This window comes from Brucella sp. NBRC 14130 (assembly GCF_040371715.1).
In the GTDB taxonomy this organism is placed as follows: domain Bacteria; phylum Pseudomonadota; class Alphaproteobacteria; order Rhizobiales; family Rhizobiaceae; genus Brucella; species Brucella intermedia.
This window is the reverse complement of the sequence record NZ_BAABTE010000008.1, coordinates 1-14,780: the sequence shown is the minus strand read 5'-3', so window position 1 is coordinate 14,780 and position 14,780 is coordinate 1. Positions and strand designations below refer to the sequence as shown.

Below are 14,780 nucleotides of genomic sequence, written 5' to 3'. Positions count from 1 at the left end.
GCCACAGAACCAAAAGCGATTGAGATCAGCCTGATGATCATTAAGGAAAAACAGTGTTTAATGATTTTTTTAAAAAAGAACCAATTGGAATTGGTGGTTTTCTGCTAATTCCAATTGTAGCCGTAATATCCTCAGTAATATTCATTTCACTTGATATATTTTATATAATAGAGGCATTCCCTGAGGAAGTCATTATTGAAATATATCGCGACAATATATTACTCGGATCATCTATAGTTTTTGTTATAATACTACAAGTATTTCTTGTTATTCTAGGCCTATTATCTTTATATTTCATGATAAGGCGCTATATAAAAACAACAGGGTGCCTTATTGCATTCTTCATAATAAAAGTAATAACGCTCAATATCGCAAAAGCAAACATGAATGAACTTTCATACGATTTCATCATTGATGGAATCGAGAAAACTGGCCAATCATTTCTTTCAAGTTCGGCGTCACTGATATTTGTACCATACCTTGTTCTATCAAGAAGAGTAAAAAATACCTTCACGAGAAATCAGAAATCTTCAATATGAAAAACCGTCACGACCGATGATAGGGATGGCCCGCCAGAATGGTGGCGGCGCGATAAAGCTGCTCGGCAATCAGTATGCGGGCAATCTGGTGCGGCCATGTCAGTTCGCCCAGCGCCAGAACGAGATCGGCACGTGATCGCAATGCCGGATCGTGACCGTCCGGCCCGCCAATGGCGACGATAAGCTGGCGCTTGCCGTCGTCGCGCATCCGTCCGACCGCCGCCGCAAAAGCTTCCGATCCGAGCGCCTTGCCGCGCTCGTCGAGCAGGATCAGGGCCGCGCCGCCAGAACTGGCATTATCGAGCGCGTCGTGGATGCGCTGGGCTTCCTCGGCCTTGCGCAGTTCCGCCGTCTGGCCACGGCTTTCGGGAATTTCGCTCACACCGGCGAATTCAAGCCCCAAAGGCGGTCCAGCCTTGGAAAACCGGTCGAAATAACGCTCAACCAGTTCCCGTTCGGGGCCGGCTTTCATTCGGCCCACGGCAAAAACACTCACACGCATGACGCTCTCAATTCATCGAATTAAAGCGTGTCACGCTTTAATCTTTTCTTTCATGCATTCTTCCGCGCAAAAGCGCTGCGCACTTTTGGCTCGAAAATGCTCTAATGCACCGTTTCCAGCGCCCGTTCGTCGTCGAAACCCTCGTCGAGCCAGATCTTCTCGATATTGTAGAAGTCCCGGACTTCCGGTCGGAAGATATGGACGATGATATCGCCGGTATCGATGAGAACCCAGTCGCCACTCTCGAGACCTTCGACCCGCATATCCTTGCAGCCTGTTTCACGCAGAGCCTGCAAAAGATGGTCGGCAACCGCCGTCACATGGCGATGCGAACGGCCCGACGCGACGATCATGAAATCGCCGATCGTTGATCTTCCGCGAATGTCGATGGGGATGATGGATTCCGCCTTGGAGTTTTCGAGACTGGCCAAGGCCGCGTCGAAGGTCTGGGACACGAGATTGGACTCGTCCATCCCGACCGTGGAAGGCACGTGATGAGCCTTCTTCTCAATTGCTGTTCTCAGTGTAATCCCTTTCTCAACAGAACAACGCAGTGTGGCAGTTGTAAGCACCACACTCCCTAAAATAGGCAGAGTCCCTGTTTTGTTTCAAGTGCACGAGCTTTTCCAGCCCGTTCACTTTTTCAGTTTCTTTGCCCGTTCTACCCATATCTTGCAGAAATTGTCATGAAACCATCAAGATGCGGTACGGGTTTTGCGGATAGCGGTGGAGGAAAGCGACGACCGCGGCCCATGGATGAAGGTCCAGGCCGGAGGCGTGCGCCGCGCCAGCATGGGCGCATATTGTTCGTCGATGCGGCTGTCGGAAAATGTCTGCGCCATGCGCGACGACAGATAGGCGAGCGTGGAGCCCGGCCGGTCGATGACCGCAATCGGGAAATTCTGCGCAATCTCGCGCCAGCGCTGCCAGCGATGGAACGAGGCGAGATTGTCGGCGCCCATCACCCAGACGAAATGGACGCCTGGATTGGCGTCGCGGATGAGCGCCAGCGTATCCGCCGTGTAGCGGACGTTGAAGGCGGCTTCCAGCGCCGTCACCTTGATGCGCGGGTCTTCGGCCACTTCCTCGCTCAGCTTCAGCCGCTCGGCGAGCGGCGCCAGTTCACGGCTGTCCTTCAGCGGATTGCCGGGCGTCACCATCCACCAGAGCTGGTCGAGCTTCAGCCGCCTGATCGCGATTTCCGCCACCAGCGCATGGCCTCCATGCGGCGGATTGAACGAGCCGCCGAACAGCCCCACCGCCATGCCCTTTTCGACATGCGGCATGCGCAGATAATGCGCACTGACACCCGGATATTTTTCCTTCAATGCGGAAAGCCCGAAGCCGAACTTCATCCGAAACTAACCACGAACCTGTCCGCTGCCGCGCACGCGATATTTGAACGAGGTCAGCTGCTCGACGCCAACCGGTCCGCGCGCATGCATCTTGCCGGTGGCGATGCCGATTTCGGCGCCCATGCCAAACTCGCCGCCGTCGGCAAATTGCGTCGAGGCATTGTGCAGGAGAATGGCCGAGTCGATTTCGTTGAAGAAACGCGCAACCGCTGCCGCATCTTCCGCCACGATGGCTTCGGTGTGATGCGAGGAATAGCGGTTGATATGTTCGATTGCGCCCGAAATGCCATCGACCACCGCAACGGAAATGATCGCATCGAGATATTCTGTCGACCAGTCCTCCTGCGTGGCAGGCTTCGCCGGATAGAGCGCCAGCACATCGGCGCTGCCGCGAATTTCGCAGCCCGCGGCGGCAAGGTCATCAAGGATCGGCGCCAGATGTGTCGCAGCCACCGCACGATCCACCAGAAGCGTTTCCGCAGCACCGCAAATGCCGGTGCGCCGCATCTTGGCGTCGAGCGCAATTCTGCGCGCCATGTCGAGACCGGCGGTTTTATCGATATAGAGATGGCAGATGCCTTCCAGATGCGCGAAGACTGGCACCCGCGCCTCCGACTGAACCCGCGCAACGAGGCTTTTGCCGCCACGCGGCACGATCACGTCAATCGCGCCAATGAGGCCCTTCAGCATTTCGCCGACAGCGGCGCGGTCGGTCACCGGCACGATCTGGATCGCATCGGCAGGCAGGTTGGCCGCTTCCAGTCCTCTGACCAGCGCTTTGTGAATGGCAGCAGACGAATGCGCCGAATCCGAGCCGCCGCGCAGGATAACCGCATTGCCTGCCTTAAGGCAGAGCGCACCGGCATCGGCGGTTACATTGGGACGGCTTTCATAAATGACGCCAATCACGCCGAGCGGCGTGCGCACGCGCTCGATTTGGAGGCCGTTCGGACGGTCCCATTCGGCAATCACCTCTCCCACCGGATCAGGGAGCGCCGCGATGGCGCGGATACCATCGGCGATGGCGTCGATCCGGCTGTCATCGAGCGTCAGGCGATCGACGAAAGAAGCCGCCATGCCGTTCTTTTCCGCATTGGCGAGATCGAGCCTGTTGGCTTCCAGAATCTCGGCCCGCGCTTCCAACATCGCCTCGGCGGCGGCAATCAGCGCCTTGTTCTTCTGTTCGGTGGTGGCGATGGAAAGCGGGGCGGCGGCAGCGCGCGCCTTGCGCCCCACTTCCGCCATCACGGCAGCAATATCGTTTGCCGTATCTGCCTTGGTCAGCATGTCCTCTCCCCTTACACCGCTTCCGCATTGCTGGCCGCGCGCACGACCAGATCGTTGCGATGGATCATCGCCGCGCGCGCATCATAGCCAAGAATTTCGCTGATCTCATCGCTTTTATGGCCGGCGATCTTGCGCGCATCCTCGGCATCGTAAGCGATCAGTCCGCGCGCGATCTCGCGCCCGTCCTCATTGAGCACCGCGACCGTATCGCCGCGCTCGAATTGACCGTCGATTTCCTTCACACCCGCAGGGAGAAGCGATTTGCCGGATTTGAGCGCCTTGGCCGCACCCGCATCCACCGTCAACCGGCCAGCCGGTTCCAGATTGCCGGAAATCCACGTCTTCCACGCATTGACAGGCGCACGCGCCGGTTCAAACAGCGTTGCGCGCTCGCCGCGATCGATGGCTGAAAGCGGGCCGAAACGCGTGCCCGATGTGATGATCATCGCGGTCCCGGCCGCATTGGCGATCTTGCCCGCATCGAGCTTGGTCTTCATGCCGCCGCGCGACAGTTCGGAAGCCGCCGCTCCCGCCATGGCTTCAATCTGCGGCGTGATGGTTTCGACCAGCGGCAGAAATTCGGCATCGGGGTTCTTGTGCGGCGGGGCCGTATAAAGCCCGTCAATGTCGGAGAGCAGAACCAGAAGGTCCGCGCCCATCATGGTCGCCACGCGCGCGGCGAGACGATCATTATCGCCATAGCGGATTTCGGTGGTTGCCACCGTGTCGTTCTCATTGATGACCGGCACGGCCTTCAGCTTCAAAAGCGTCTCGATGGTCGCGCGCGCATTGAGGTAGCGGCGGCGCTCCTCGGTATCGGAAAGCGTGACCAGAATCTGTCCGGAACGGATGGAATGTCCGCCGAGCACATCCGCATAGGCCTTGGCGAGCGCGATCTGGCCGGCGGCGGCAGCGGCCTGGCTTTCCTCAAGCTTGAGCGCCTTTTTCGGCAGGCCGAGGACGGTGCGGCCAAGCGCAATCGCTCCGGAAGAAACCACCAGCACCTCGACGCCTGCGTGATGAAGCGCTGCAATATCCTGCCCCAGGCTTTCCAGCCAGTCGCGCTTGAGGCCGGTTGCGCGATCCACCAGAAGGGCGGACCCGATTTTGACAACGATGCGGCGATAGTCCTTCAGTTTCTTCAGCATGTTTCATTCCCTCGCCGCATCCAAAGCGCATCCCGAAAAGTGTGAAACGGTTTTCGGATAAGATGCGCGCCCAAATAAAATCCGACGCTTAGTCTTCGGCTTGCGCCGTACCGGCCTCTGCGGCGCGGCTCTGATCAATCACGGCAGCAAGCTGCCGCAACGCATCGTTCAAGCCTTCATGGCTGACCGCCGAAAGCAGCAGCGGATCGCGTCCGCATGCCTTTTTCAGCGCCTTGACCTTGGCCTTGCGCGCTTCCGCATCCAGCGTATCCACCTGCGACAGCGCCACGATTTCCGGCTTGTCGGCAAGCCCGTGCTCATAGGCTTCCAGTTCGCCGCGAATGACCCGATAGGCCTTGGCCACATCTTCTTCCTGCGCTGACACCAGATGGAGCAGAACCCGCGTGCGCTCGACATGGCCGAGGAAACGGTCGCCAAGGCCGACGCCTTCGCTCGCCCCTTCGATCAGGCCCGGAATATCGGCAATGACGAACTCGCGGCCATCCACGCGCGCGACGCCCAGATTGGGATGCAGCGTGGTGAAAGGATAATCGGCAATCTTCGGCTTTGCCGCTGTCACGCTTGCGAGGAAAGTGGACTTTCCGGCATTGGGCAGACCGACCAGACCGGCATCGGCAATCAGCTTCAGGCGCAGCCATATGGTGCGCTCGATGCCTTCCTGTCCGGGATTGGCGCGGCGCGGCGCGCGGTTGGTCGAGGTGGTGAAATGCAGGTTGCCGAAGCCGCCGTTTCCGCCCTTGGCGAGACGATAGCGCTGGCCGATCTCGGTAATGTCGCAGATCAGCGTTTCGTCGTCTTCCTCGAAGATCTGCGTGCCGACCGGCACCTTGAGAACAACGTCGTCACCCTTTCCGCCGGTCATGTTGCGGCCCATCCCGTGCATGCCAGTCTTGGCCCGGAAGTGCTGCTGATAGCGGTAATCGATCAGCGTGTTGAGACCGTCCACGGCCTCCACCCACACATCGCCGCCGCGTCCGCCGTCGCCGCCGTCGGGACCGCCGAATTCGAGAAATTTCTCGCGGCGGAACGAAACCGCCCCCGCCCCGCCATTGCCGGAGCGGATATAGATCTTTGCCTGATCGAGAAACTTCATCTGAACGTAACCTTCTTGATGCCCGCGCTGCGGCAGGCTTTTGGGCGGCGCGCGCCCTGAATAGGAATTACATGCGGGCGCGCCCGCATGTGGTGTGTTGCAATTACAGCAAAACCGGCTTCCTGCAAACAGTCGAGGAAGCCGGTTTCCGCCTATTTCGGGTTTCGTTCAGGATCGGTGAAATCGATATAGATCAATTCCTGATCCAGATACTGGCCCTGAACGTAAAGCGACTTGGGTTCGACGCCGTAAGTCTTGAAGCCAAGCGCATAATAGACGCGTTTGGCGGCTTCGTTCGTGGCGACCACCTTGGCATCCAGAACGACGACCTGCGTTGCCGCATGGTCTATGACCTTGCCGACAAGCGCCTTGCCGAGTTGCAGCCCGCGCGCTTCGGGAGCTACATAGACGCCCCAGAGCGTGCCGCGATGGCGCTCGGACCTGCGATCATGACGGAACATGCCCGCCGTTCCCAGCAGGTTTTCGCCATCGAAGGCCCCGAAGACCACATTGCCGTTCACCTGTTCCAGGCGGCGCGCGAAGACGCTGTCCGAATAGGCGTTTTCTTCCTCAAAACTCGAACCGAAGGCCATCGGCGCGCGCTGCAAGGCGCTCAACCTTATGGCCCGGTAACGATGCAGGTCGCCCTTTTCGAGCGCGCGCACCACGATCCTGTCACGTGCGATTGCGTGGGTATCCATCATGTCATTCCCCGATGATTATCGGTCCTGCGCCAGCCGGAAGGGCTTCACGCAGGACCATTTTGCAGCCACACAGGGCTGGTTTTGGAACAGCCCTTACGACTGCCAGCTTCTCAGCCCGATCCAGGTACGCCGATCGAGGACATAGCGCTCGACCGGCACATTGCCCGCGGCGAGCGAGTCGGCCATGCCCATGCTGCTGAACTGGAAGCCGCACTTGTGGATCACCCGGCGCGAGCCGCCATTGATGGCATGGCACGAGACATGCAGCCGTTCGATGGCGGTCGCACGAAAAGCCAGATCGATCAGGGCGTGCGCGGCCTCGGTGGCAAAGCCGTGCCCCCAATAGGGTTCGCCCAGCCAGTAGCCGATTTCAAGCCCGTCGCCACGATCGAGCGGATGGATGCCGCAACAGCCCATGAAGATGCCGGTTTCCGCTTGCGTGATCGCGTAGATGCAATTGCCCATCTCGCCTTTTCGCACGCGCTCGACAAAGTCGACGGCGTTTTCACGCGTGTATGGATGCGGCATACGGGCAAGCATACTGGAGACGCGGGCGTTATTGGCAAGATAGGAAATCGCATCCACGTCTTCGACATGCGGCGGGCGCAACACCAGCCTTTCTGTGACGAGGACGGGGCAGTCCAGCTCGTAGGCCAGGTCGGGAGCCTTTGCATCCTCCAGGCCGGGCGACAGATCTGCGTAACTGCCTCTTCTTTCGCTACTGCTTGCGTCGTAACAATCTTCTTCCAGAACTTCGACAACCATTTTTCGTTCCTCCAGAGCGTTTCATTTGAGGCGCACCTTGTTTGAAAACCGCTTCGCACTTTTCGAGATGCGCCCAAATGCAAAAAGGGAAGATGGGTGGCCCCATCTTCCCTTCGATCTTTTGGCTAGGCTGCCATTTACACCGGGTCCGATGGGACGCCGGTGCTTGTGAGAGTGCCCGGCTTACTCTGCTGCTTCCGCGATCGGGTTAACCGACACGTACGTGCGACCGTTGGCTTTCGTGCGGAAAGACACGGAGCCGTTTACGGTTGCAAAAATCGTGTGGTCCTTGCCGAGGCCGACATTGGCGCCCGGATGCCACTTCGTGCCGCGTTGGCGCACGATGATGTTGCCGGCGAGCACAGCTTCGCCGCCGAACTTCTTCACGCCAAGGCGTTTGGATTCTGAATCGCGACCGTTACGCGAGGAACCGCCAGCTTTTTTGTGTGCCATTGGTGTTCTCCTTTAATCTCTCTGTTTACTCAGCCGACTCGGCCTTGGCTGCGGCCTTCTTGGGCGCTGCCTTCTTCGGCTTTGCGGCTTCGCCTTCGGCGGCGTCTGCCTTCGGAGCCTTCTTCTCGGCGGCCTTCTTGGAAGGCTTCGCGCCGTCGGTGAGGATTTCCGAGATGCGGATGGTCGTCAATTCCTGACGATGACCGCGGGTGCGCTTCGAGTTCTGACGGCGACGCTTCTTGAACGCGATGACCTTGCGGGCACGGCCCTGTTCAACGACTTCGGCGGTGACGAGAGCACCGGCGACGGTCGGGGCGCCAATGGTCGAGCCGACCATCAGGACTTCTGCGAATTCTACGATGTCGCCGGCTTCGCCTGCAACTTTTTCGACCTTGATGAGGTCGTTTGCGGCAACGCGATACTGCTTGCCACCGGTCTTGATGACTGCGAACATTTGTTGTCCTTTCGGTTGTTCGGTCCGGCTCTCATTCTGCGACATTGGCGTCGAAGCGATGGGCCGTCTTTTTATCAGTCGGTTGATGAGCGGGCTTTTGCCCTTGATCGCAGCCCCGGAAAAGCCCGAAATCTGCAATCAAAACAATAGGCGCGGATCACCCCACGCCTAAGGTCTGGTGCTTATAGGTGCGAAGCGGCAGAAAAGTCAAGAATTTTCGCAAGGGAATGCAAATTAGCTCTTGTCTAATCGGCGCTGGCCCGTTATTGAGCCGCTGCACGCTCGGCATTCGTCATTGATGCTTGTTACTGTGCGATTCTTCAAGGGTCGTTTTACAGTGCTGCACAACGCGGAGAGGTGGCTGAGTGGTTGAAAGCACCGCACTCGAAATGCGGCATGGGGGCAACTCCATCGGGGGTTCGAATCCCTCCCTCTCCGCCATTTATTTCCTTGCAAGAACATCCAGTCATCCGGTGAACGGCACATCATTTGCCGCTGTAGACACGAGCGCGTGCTTCTCCGCACGGCGCAAACCGTGCTAGAAGAGCCTCATGAGTGTGTTATCCGCCGTTGCTCCCATCTATCATCCCCCGCTGGAACCCTATGTCTCGATCCTTCATCGCGATGCGGGCTTTCTCGTGCTGGACAAGCCGAGCGGTCTCCTGTCCGTACCCGGACGCCATCCTGCCCTGTCTGACAGTCTCGCAACGCGCGTTCAGGAAACATTTCCGCAAGCGCAGATGATCAACCGTCTCGACAAGGATACGTCAGGCATCGTCCTGATGTCGCTCGATCGCAAGGCGCATGCCGCCATCGCCGCGCAGTTCGAGGCACGCACGACGCAAAAATCCTATATAGCCGTCGTCTGGGGGAACGTTGAAGAAGACGAAGGGCTCATCGACCTGCCGCTGGCGATTGATCCCGACAACAAGCCGCGTCATCGTGTCGATCACGAGCACGGCAAGCCCGCGCAGACACGCTGGCAGGTGCTCGATCGCAGCGAGCGCACGACCCGGCTGCGGCTCTTTCCCCTTACGGGCCGCACCCACCAACTGCGCGTGCATATGAAAGCGTTTGGCCATGTGATCCTCGGCGACGAGTTTTACGCCGAAGGCGGAGCGCTTGCCGCCGCAGACCGCCTGTTGCTGCACGCGGAAGAACTTTCCTTCCGGCACCCCGATGGCCGCGCTGTTACCTTCACCGCGCCCTGCCCTTTCTGAGAGCATCCATGTCGCAGAAAATCGATACATCGGAACTGGTCGTTGATTTCGTCGGCGGCGCTGTCGGCCACCGGCTCCGCTCCGGCGAAGGACGCGGACAGGCCCTCGCCAAGGCCGCCGGACTGACGCGGGATGCCACGCCGGAAATCGTTGACGCAACGGCTGGCCTGGGGCGCGATGCCTTTCTGCTGGCTTCCCTCGGCGCGAAAGTGACCTTGATCGAGCGCTCCGAAAAGATGCACGGGCTTCTCGCCGAAGGGCTGGCGCGTGCAGCCGCGGAAGGAGGCCGCTATGCCGAGACTGTTGCCCGCATGACGCTTTTGCACGGCGATTCCTGCCTGCTCCTGCCCGAATTGAAGCCGCAGGTCGTGCTGGTTGACCCGATGCATCCGCCGCGCGGCAACAGTGCGCTCGTCAAAAAGGAAATGCGGCAGATTCGCGAAATCGTCGGCACCGATCCGGATGCCGAAAGGTTGATGCAGGTGGCGCTCGAGGCAGCGCAATACCGTGTGGTGCTCAAATGGCCGTTGCGCGCCGATCCCATGGCCGGATTGCGCAAGCCCTCCCATCAGATCCTCGGCAAGAGCACGCGTTATGACGTGTTCGTCAAGGCGAAGATCGGTTGAACATCGCGCATGAACTATGCCTGTCCGCTTCCATTTGATGCGAAGTCGCGCGGCATCTCGACAGAATAGATACAGACGCTGTTGCGGCCCTTCGCCTTGGCCTCATACATGGCAGCGTCCGCAGCCGCGAGCAGTTCCCCTGCCGATCGGCCATGTCGAGGAAAACAGGCGACACCAATGCTGCACGTGACCTCCAGAGAGGTTCCACCCAGTTCGACCGGCTCGCTTATCCTGCGCCGTATCTCATCCATCCGGGAACAATAATCACCCTCGTCTGCCTTCAGAACGAGAATGAATTCATCGCCGCCCATGCGACCGGCAAGTTCACCCTCGTCGAGCAGAAGCAAAATCCGGCCGGCGACCTGCTGCAAAAGCCTGTCTCCAGCAGCATGGCCCAGCGTATCGTTGACCGGCTTGAACTGATCGAGGTCGAGAAAGCCGACAGCCACCTTCCGTGAATGGCTAGACGCCTGATCGAGCATCTGTTCGAGTTGTCGTTCCAGAAAGACCCGGTTCGCCAGCCCGGTCAGCGCGTCGTGCTCGGCGAGATAGCGGATGCGCTCGTCGGCGATGCGCCTGTCGATGGCAATTCCAGCCATCCCTGCAGCGGTGGCCAAAAACTCACGCAGGCCGCGATCATCGGAAACTTCGCCATCGACCATGAAACCCAGAACGCCATGCCCCGTACCGTCCGCCGAAGGAATGTCCATGGAGAATATCGCTTCGCTTTCAGGAGCAAGCGCTGCCAGTGCAGCTTCAAGGCGCGCCGGGGAAAGTGGCGCCTGTCTCAGACCAGTCGCCAGCGAAGGCAGCGAGGGGGCCGAAATAATGACATCATCTGCGTTTTGACCGGTCACGACGGCGACGCATCGAACGCCCCCGGCAAGGCTTTCCAGCAACCGGGCCAGTTGATCGACGAATTCTGATATCGCAACGGCGCTCACCGTCATTTCCAGAATGCGGGCCTGCACCTGCATGAAGCGTTCGGCCTTCTTCTTGATGGAAATGTCGCGCGAGACGCCCACGACACCGATGATGTTGCCGCTCCTGTCGCGCAGTGGGACGCGCGAGATCATCAACCAGCGATCCGCTCCGCCGCGCATGGCGCGCTCTTCATAGCCGAGATCTGGCATGCCGCTTTCCATGACCCGCCTTTCGATCTCGGAAATGCGCGCCGTAATCGCTGCTTGACCGTGTATATCGACGTCCGTCAGCCCGATGAGTTCGTTGATGTCTGACAGGCCATTGTTGCGAACCACCGCGTCGTTTGCAAACAGGAACCGCCCTTGCAGGTCCTTGGCATAGATGAAATCCGGCACGTGATTGATCATGGCGACGAGCCAGTCGAGCTGGTCCGTGCCTGTCGGGGCATTGTCGCCCGACCTTGGCTGGGACAAGCGGTGCAGCCCTGCGCCGGGGCGCGGATCGCCGACACCCTCGCTGACATTCTCGCCGTTATCCTCGTTGACACCCAGCGTGGATGCGTCTGCCAGACCTTTCATGGATCGGGCCCCTCCATGCCCAAGTTCATATTAGCAATCTTTTGGGTGGTGGGAATGGCATAAAAGAGCCACACCTGCTCTTTGCATCCTATGCGGCATTCTTTTCCGTGACTTTACCCACGGCGCGCAAACTGCCAACATTAGAGCGCGTTTCGATCTGACTGAATCAGATCGACGCTCTAAGCTGTTCTATTAATAGCATAATCTTATCGATCCTCGTTTCACTCAGGTCGGATCATGCTTTAAACCGGAACAGAATAACGATGGCAGTCGTTTCAGGTTTGCGGAGTTTCCTGTCAATTGCTCCGGCATATCGTTTCGATCACGAGGACTTATGAAACAGAGCATCGACCTGACGACCGCCCCGATCAATCAGGCTCTGCTGCTCTTTGCCCTGCCGACCCTTGGCTCGTCCATATTGCAATCGGCCAATGGTTCCATCGACACGATCTGGATCGGGCAGTTGCTGGGCGAATACGCACTTGCCGCAACGACGAACGGCAATCTGGTCATGTTTCTGCTGACCGCTTTCGTCTTCGGTTTCGGCATGGCATCGACGATCCTCATCGGACAGGCTTTCGGGCGACGGGATATAGAAACGGCGCGCACCATAGCGGGCACCACGGTCGGCACTTTCGTACCGCTCAGCATCGTGGTCGCGGTCATCGGCTGGCTGCTCGCCCCGAAAGTTCTGGCGCTGCTGGGAACTCCTGAAACCATAGAACCACTGGCGCGTGCGTTCCTGCAGGTCACTTTTCTGGCCATGCCGGCGATCCTGATGCAGACAATCCTGATGATGGCACTGCGCGGCAGCGGCGACGCCGTGACCCCGCTGATATTCATGGGAATGGCGGTGCTCCTCGATATAGTGCTCAACCCCTTCTTCATCCTGGGTTGGGGTCCGCTGCCTGCGCTCGGTATTGCGGGGTCCGCACTGGCGACAGCTGTCGCCAATTACATAAGTCTCGCGGCGATGCTCTACTATATCTACCATCGCGATCTGCCGCTGCGCCTGCGCGGGAGGGAGCTGTTGCTTCTTGTTCCGGACCGGAAGTTGTTGAAGCTGATCTTTGTCAAGGGACTGCCGATGGGCATCCAGATGATCGTTGTCTCAAGCTCGATGCTGACCATGATGCGGCTCGTCAATCGCGAGGGTGTTGACACGACAGCCGCCTTCGGCGCCACGCAGCAGCTGTGGACCTATGTGCAGATGCCGGCAATGGCGTTGGGTGCTGCGGTCAGCGCGATGGCGGCCCAGAACATCGGCGCCGGAAAATGGGATCGCGTCAGCTCCATAACCCGCATCGGAACGATCTACGCAGTGCTGATGACCGGAGCCCTTGTCGGGCTGCTGCTGGTCGCCGACCGGCAGGCCCTGCAGATATTTCTCGGCGCTGAAAGCCCGGCCATCGCGATCGGCCAGCATATCGGCCAGATCGCCACCTGGGGCTTCATCGCGTTCGGCGTGACAATGGTTCTCTTCGGAACAGTACGTGCAAACGGCCAGGTCATCTGGCCGCTGATCATTCTTTTCGTATCGATGTATCCTGTACGCCTCGGCGTCGCCATCGGCCTGCGGGAACAGCTTGGTTCCGATGCGCTCTGGCTGAGCTTTCCTGCCGCGATGCTGTCGACCCTGCTGATGTCGACCATCCTTTATTTCCACGGCGGCTGGAGAAAGAATTCCTCCATGCGGGTCGACGCTCATGAGTTGCAGGGCGAAGCGGCATGCGTATCGCAATCAACGGAAGCCGCTCCATCCAGCAACGCCCTTGCTCCCAATGCGCCCCTTGTCGCTGAAGTGAAAGCTGGCAGCTGAAGCTTCCGCCTCCACCGACGGGAGTTGGCATCCCAACGCTTAAAGCGATTTCATGATCGTTTCGACGCTTTCCTCCACCGACAGAACGGACGTATCCACGCGTAGATCAGGGCTCCATGGCTCGAAGTGGCGTTTCTGTATTTGATTCCAGTCTGGTGGCGTCAATCCGTCGACCGTCATTATTCGCGTCTCGGCGCGACGGCGATGCGTTTCGACGTCCGAACAGACAACTTCAACCTGAACCCATCTACTGCCGGCCTTTGCCGCGACGTCTCTGAATGCCTGACGGGTGATTTCCGTTGCGTTCACCGAATCGACTATGACGGTACGGCCCAGCTGAAGGTTTTCTGCAGCCAGCCAATAAAGCGTTACATATCCTGCCGGTCCGACTTCATTCCCTGCCGATGGCGGCGCCGCAGAACGAATTGCCTGCTCGACGGTATCCACGCGAAGATAGCAAGCCCCGATACGCACGGCGAGAGCCTGTGCTATCGTGCTTTTTCCAGATGCTGGCAGTCCACCCAGAATAATCAGCATCGGCACCCCACGCGGAACATCGTATTTCGGGAGCGTGAAGCTTCGATGACGTTCCAGGCCCGCTGTCCGCAACGGGCTACCTGCCGTCACTGCCCCTCTAAACGCCAAAACCCGCCGCTTGTGCGACGAGTTTTATTTTTGGTTGCGGGGGCAGGATTTGAACCTGCGGCCTTCAGGTTATGAGCCTGACGAGCTACCGGGCTGCTCCACCCCGCGTTATGGGTGCGATATTATGACCGGTTTTGGTATTTTTTTGGCGCTTTGGGCGTGATTTGGTCTGTTTTGCATGGGTTTGAGAAGATGGATTGATTTGTGTGCTTAGCAGACCTGGCAGCGACCTACTCTCCCGCATCTTAAGATGAAGTACCATTGGCGCTGGAGCGTTTCACGGCCGAGTTCGGAATGGGATCGGGTGCAGCCGCTCCGCCATAACCACCAGGTCGGCGAAGAACACAAATGAGAAGCTGGTTTAAGGCAGTAAGGCAGTAGGGGAATAGGGCAGTATGTTTGGTCTGCGCCTTTCCTTTGCCTTTGTGCTTTGTCTTTCTGTGCAGGCGATGGTTAAGGGCTTTAGGCAACATATTGCCTTATTGCCCTACTGCCATATTGCCTTCATCGAACTTCGTTCGATGGATATTGTAAATGGGAGTGATCAAGTCGATCGAGCTATTAGTACCGGTAAGCTGCATGCGTTGCCGCACTTCCACACCCGGCCTATCAACGTGGTGGTCTTCCACGGCTCTGATAGGGAATAC

16 protein-coding genes, 2 tRNA genes and 2 rRNA genes are annotated in these 14,780 nt (G+C 58.5%); 5 read left to right on the top strand and 15 right to left on the bottom strand.

Features of this window, described 5'->3' with window-relative positions; all coding sequences use genetic code 11:
* Nucleotides 1-53 precede the first annotated feature (53 nt).
* Nucleotides 54-539 (top strand): DUF2569 family protein, encoded by a 486-nt coding sequence (locus ABWW28_RS17370; RefSeq protein ID WP_082465657.1) that lies wholly within the window; start codon nt 54-56, stop codon nt 537-539.
* A gap of 7 nt (nt 540-546) precedes the next feature.
* On the opposite strand, the gene rlmH is transcribed toward ABWW28_RS17370, so the two are convergent.
* From rlmH to rplU, 10 genes are all read right to left on the bottom strand, one after another.
* Nucleotides 547-1,041 (bottom strand): 23S rRNA (pseudouridine(1915)-N(3))-methyltransferase RlmH, encoded by a 495-nt coding sequence (rlmH, locus tag ABWW28_RS17365; protein ID WP_021588109.1) that lies wholly within the window; start codon nt 1,039-1,041, stop codon nt 547-549.
* 101 nt (nt 1,042-1,142) lie between these two features.
* A complete protein-coding gene (gene rsfS, locus ABWW28_RS17360) occupies nt 1,143-1,514 on the bottom strand; it encodes a ribosome silencing factor (protein WP_021588110.1) in 372 nt (123 codons plus the stop codon).
* A gap of 222 nt (nt 1,515-1,736) precedes the next feature.
* On the bottom strand, nt 1,737-2,396 hold the full coding sequence (locus tag ABWW28_RS17355; RefSeq protein WP_021588111.1) for a nicotinate-nucleotide adenylyltransferase: 660 nt from the start codon (nt 2,394-2,396) through the stop codon (nt 1,737-1,739).
* Between the two features lie 6 nt (nt 2,397-2,402).
* Nucleotides 2,403-3,683: a glutamate-5-semialdehyde dehydrogenase gene (locus tag ABWW28_RS17350; protein WP_176588513.1), complete on the bottom strand. Its 1,281-nt coding sequence runs from the start codon at nt 3,681-3,683 to the stop codon at nt 2,403-2,405.
* A gap of 11 nt (nt 3,684-3,694) precedes the next feature.
* Nucleotides 3,695-4,831 (bottom strand): glutamate 5-kinase, encoded by a 1,137-nt coding sequence (gene proB, locus ABWW28_RS17345; protein WP_006467867.1) that lies wholly within the window; start codon nt 4,829-4,831, stop codon nt 3,695-3,697.
* Nucleotides 4,832-4,919: 88 nt separating this feature from the next.
* Nucleotides 4,920-5,945: a GTPase ObgE gene (gene obgE, locus ABWW28_RS17340; protein WP_021588113.1), complete on the bottom strand. Its 1,026-nt coding sequence runs from the start codon at nt 5,943-5,945 to the stop codon at nt 4,920-4,922.
* A gap of 152 nt (nt 5,946-6,097) precedes the next feature.
* Nucleotides 6,098-6,649 (bottom strand): GNAT family N-acetyltransferase, encoded by a 552-nt coding sequence (locus tag ABWW28_RS17335; RefSeq protein ID WP_031347309.1) that lies wholly within the window; start codon nt 6,647-6,649, stop codon nt 6,098-6,100.
* A gap of 93 nt (nt 6,650-6,742) precedes the next feature.
* Nucleotides 6,743-7,414, bottom strand: coding sequence for a GNAT family N-acetyltransferase (locus ABWW28_RS17330; protein WP_006467870.1), 672 nt, complete (start codon nt 7,412-7,414; stop codon nt 6,743-6,745).
* 183 nt (nt 7,415-7,597) lie between these two features.
* On the bottom strand, nt 7,598-7,867 hold the full coding sequence (gene rpmA, locus ABWW28_RS17325) for a 50S ribosomal protein L27 (RefSeq protein WP_002964927.1): 270 nt from the start codon (nt 7,865-7,867) through the stop codon (nt 7,598-7,600).
* A 25-nt stretch (nt 7,868-7,892) separates the two neighbouring features.
* Nucleotides 7,893-8,321: a 50S ribosomal protein L21 gene (gene rplU / locus ABWW28_RS17320; protein WP_006471230.1), complete on the bottom strand. Its 429-nt coding sequence runs from the start codon at nt 8,319-8,321 to the stop codon at nt 7,893-7,895.
* 351 nt (nt 8,322-8,672) lie between these two features.
* Between rplU and ABWW28_RS17315 the strand changes: the two genes are divergently transcribed.
* The 3 genes from ABWW28_RS17315 (at nt 8,673) to ABWW28_RS17305 (ending at nt 10,167) form a co-directional block, all read left to right on the top strand.
* Nucleotides 8,673-8,762: transfer RNA gene (locus tag ABWW28_RS17315), tRNA-Ser, on the top strand.
* Nucleotides 8,763-8,872: 110 nt separating this feature from the next.
* Entirely contained in the window at nt 8,873-9,541 is a 669-nt protein-coding gene (locus ABWW28_RS17310; protein WP_176588514.1) for a pseudouridine synthase, read from the top strand.
* An 8-nt stretch (nt 9,542-9,549) separates the two neighbouring features.
* Nucleotides 9,550-10,167: a class I SAM-dependent methyltransferase gene (locus ABWW28_RS17305; RefSeq protein WP_021588117.1), complete on the top strand. Its 618-nt coding sequence runs from the start codon at nt 9,550-9,552 to the stop codon at nt 10,165-10,167.
* A 14-nt stretch (nt 10,168-10,181) separates the two neighbouring features.
* On the opposite strand, the gene ABWW28_RS17300 is transcribed toward ABWW28_RS17305, so the two are convergent.
* A complete protein-coding gene (locus ABWW28_RS17300) occupies nt 10,182-11,669 on the bottom strand; it encodes a diguanylate cyclase domain-containing protein (RefSeq protein WP_353391598.1) in 1,488 nt (495 codons plus the stop codon).
* A gap of 334 nt (nt 11,670-12,003) precedes the next feature.
* On the opposite strand from ABWW28_RS17300, the gene ABWW28_RS17295 reads away from it, so the two are divergent.
* Nucleotides 12,004-13,488: an MATE family efflux transporter gene (locus ABWW28_RS17295; RefSeq protein ID WP_021588119.1), complete on the top strand. Its 1,485-nt coding sequence runs from the start codon at nt 12,004-12,006 to the stop codon at nt 13,486-13,488.
* Nucleotides 13,489-13,527: 39 nt separating this feature from the next.
* On the opposite strand, the gene ABWW28_RS17290 is transcribed toward ABWW28_RS17295, so the two are convergent.
* The 4 genes from ABWW28_RS17290 to ABWW28_RS17275 all read right to left on the bottom strand — a co-directional run.
* A complete protein-coding gene (locus ABWW28_RS17290) occupies nt 13,528-14,115 on the bottom strand; it encodes a P-loop nucleotide/nucleoside kinase family protein (RefSeq protein WP_313015757.1) in 588 nt (195 codons plus the stop codon).
* A gap of 49 nt (nt 14,116-14,164) precedes the next feature.
* Nucleotides 14,165-14,241: transfer RNA gene (locus ABWW28_RS17285), tRNA-Met, on the bottom strand.
* A 109-nt stretch (nt 14,242-14,350) separates the two neighbouring features.
* Nucleotides 14,351-14,465, bottom strand: a 5S ribosomal RNA gene (rrf, locus tag ABWW28_RS17280).
* Nucleotides 14,466-14,673: 208 nt separating this feature from the next.
* Nucleotides 14,674-14,780: ribosomal RNA gene (locus ABWW28_RS17275) — 23S ribosomal RNA — on the bottom strand; the annotation flags it as partial.

Coding starts and splice junctions, on each gene's coding strand:
- rlmH (WP_021588109.1), bottom strand. CDS start 1,041: ATGCGTGTGAGTGTTTTTGCCGTGGGCCGAATGAAAGCCGGCCCCGAA.
- rsfS (WP_021588110.1), bottom strand. CDS start 1,514: ATGGACGAGTCCAATCTCGTGTCCCAGACCTTCGACGCGGCCTTGGCC.
- ABWW28_RS17355 (WP_021588111.1), bottom strand. CDS start 2,396: ATGAAGTTCGGCTTCGGGCTTTCCGCATTGAAGGAAAAATATCCGGGT.
- ABWW28_RS17350 (WP_176588513.1), bottom strand. CDS start 3,683: ATGCTGACCAAGGCAGATACGGCAAACGATATTGCTGCCGTGATGGCG.
- proB (WP_006467867.1), bottom strand. CDS start 4,831: ATGCTGAAGAAACTGAAGGACTATCGCCGCATCGTTGTCAAAATCGGG.
- obgE (WP_021588113.1), bottom strand. CDS start 5,945: ATGAAGTTTCTCGATCAGGCAAAGATCTATATCCGCTCCGGCAATGGC.
- ABWW28_RS17335 (WP_031347309.1), bottom strand. CDS start 6,649: ATGATGGATACCCACGCAATCGCACGTGACAGGATCGTGGTGCGCGCG.
- ABWW28_RS17330 (WP_006467870.1), bottom strand. CDS start 7,414: ATGGTTGTCGAAGTTCTGGAAGAAGATTGTTACGACGCAAGCAGTAGC.
- rpmA (WP_002964927.1), bottom strand. CDS start 7,867: ATGGCACACAAAAAAGCTGGCGGTTCCTCGCGTAACGGTCGCGATTCA.
- rplU (WP_006471230.1), bottom strand. CDS start 8,321: ATGTTCGCAGTCATCAAGACCGGTGGCAAGCAGTATCGCGTTGCCGCA.
- ABWW28_RS17310 (WP_176588514.1), top strand. CDS start 8,873: ATGAGTGTGTTATCCGCCGTTGCTCCCATCTATCATCCCCCGCTGGAA.
- ABWW28_RS17305 (WP_021588117.1), top strand. CDS start 9,550: ATGTCGCAGAAAATCGATACATCGGAACTGGTCGTTGATTTCGTCGGC.
- ABWW28_RS17300 (WP_353391598.1), bottom strand. CDS start 11,669: ATGAAAGGTCTGGCAGACGCATCCACGCTGGGTGTCAACGAGGATAAC.
- ABWW28_RS17295 (WP_021588119.1), top strand. CDS start 12,004: ATGAAACAGAGCATCGACCTGACGACCGCCCCGATCAATCAGGCTCTG.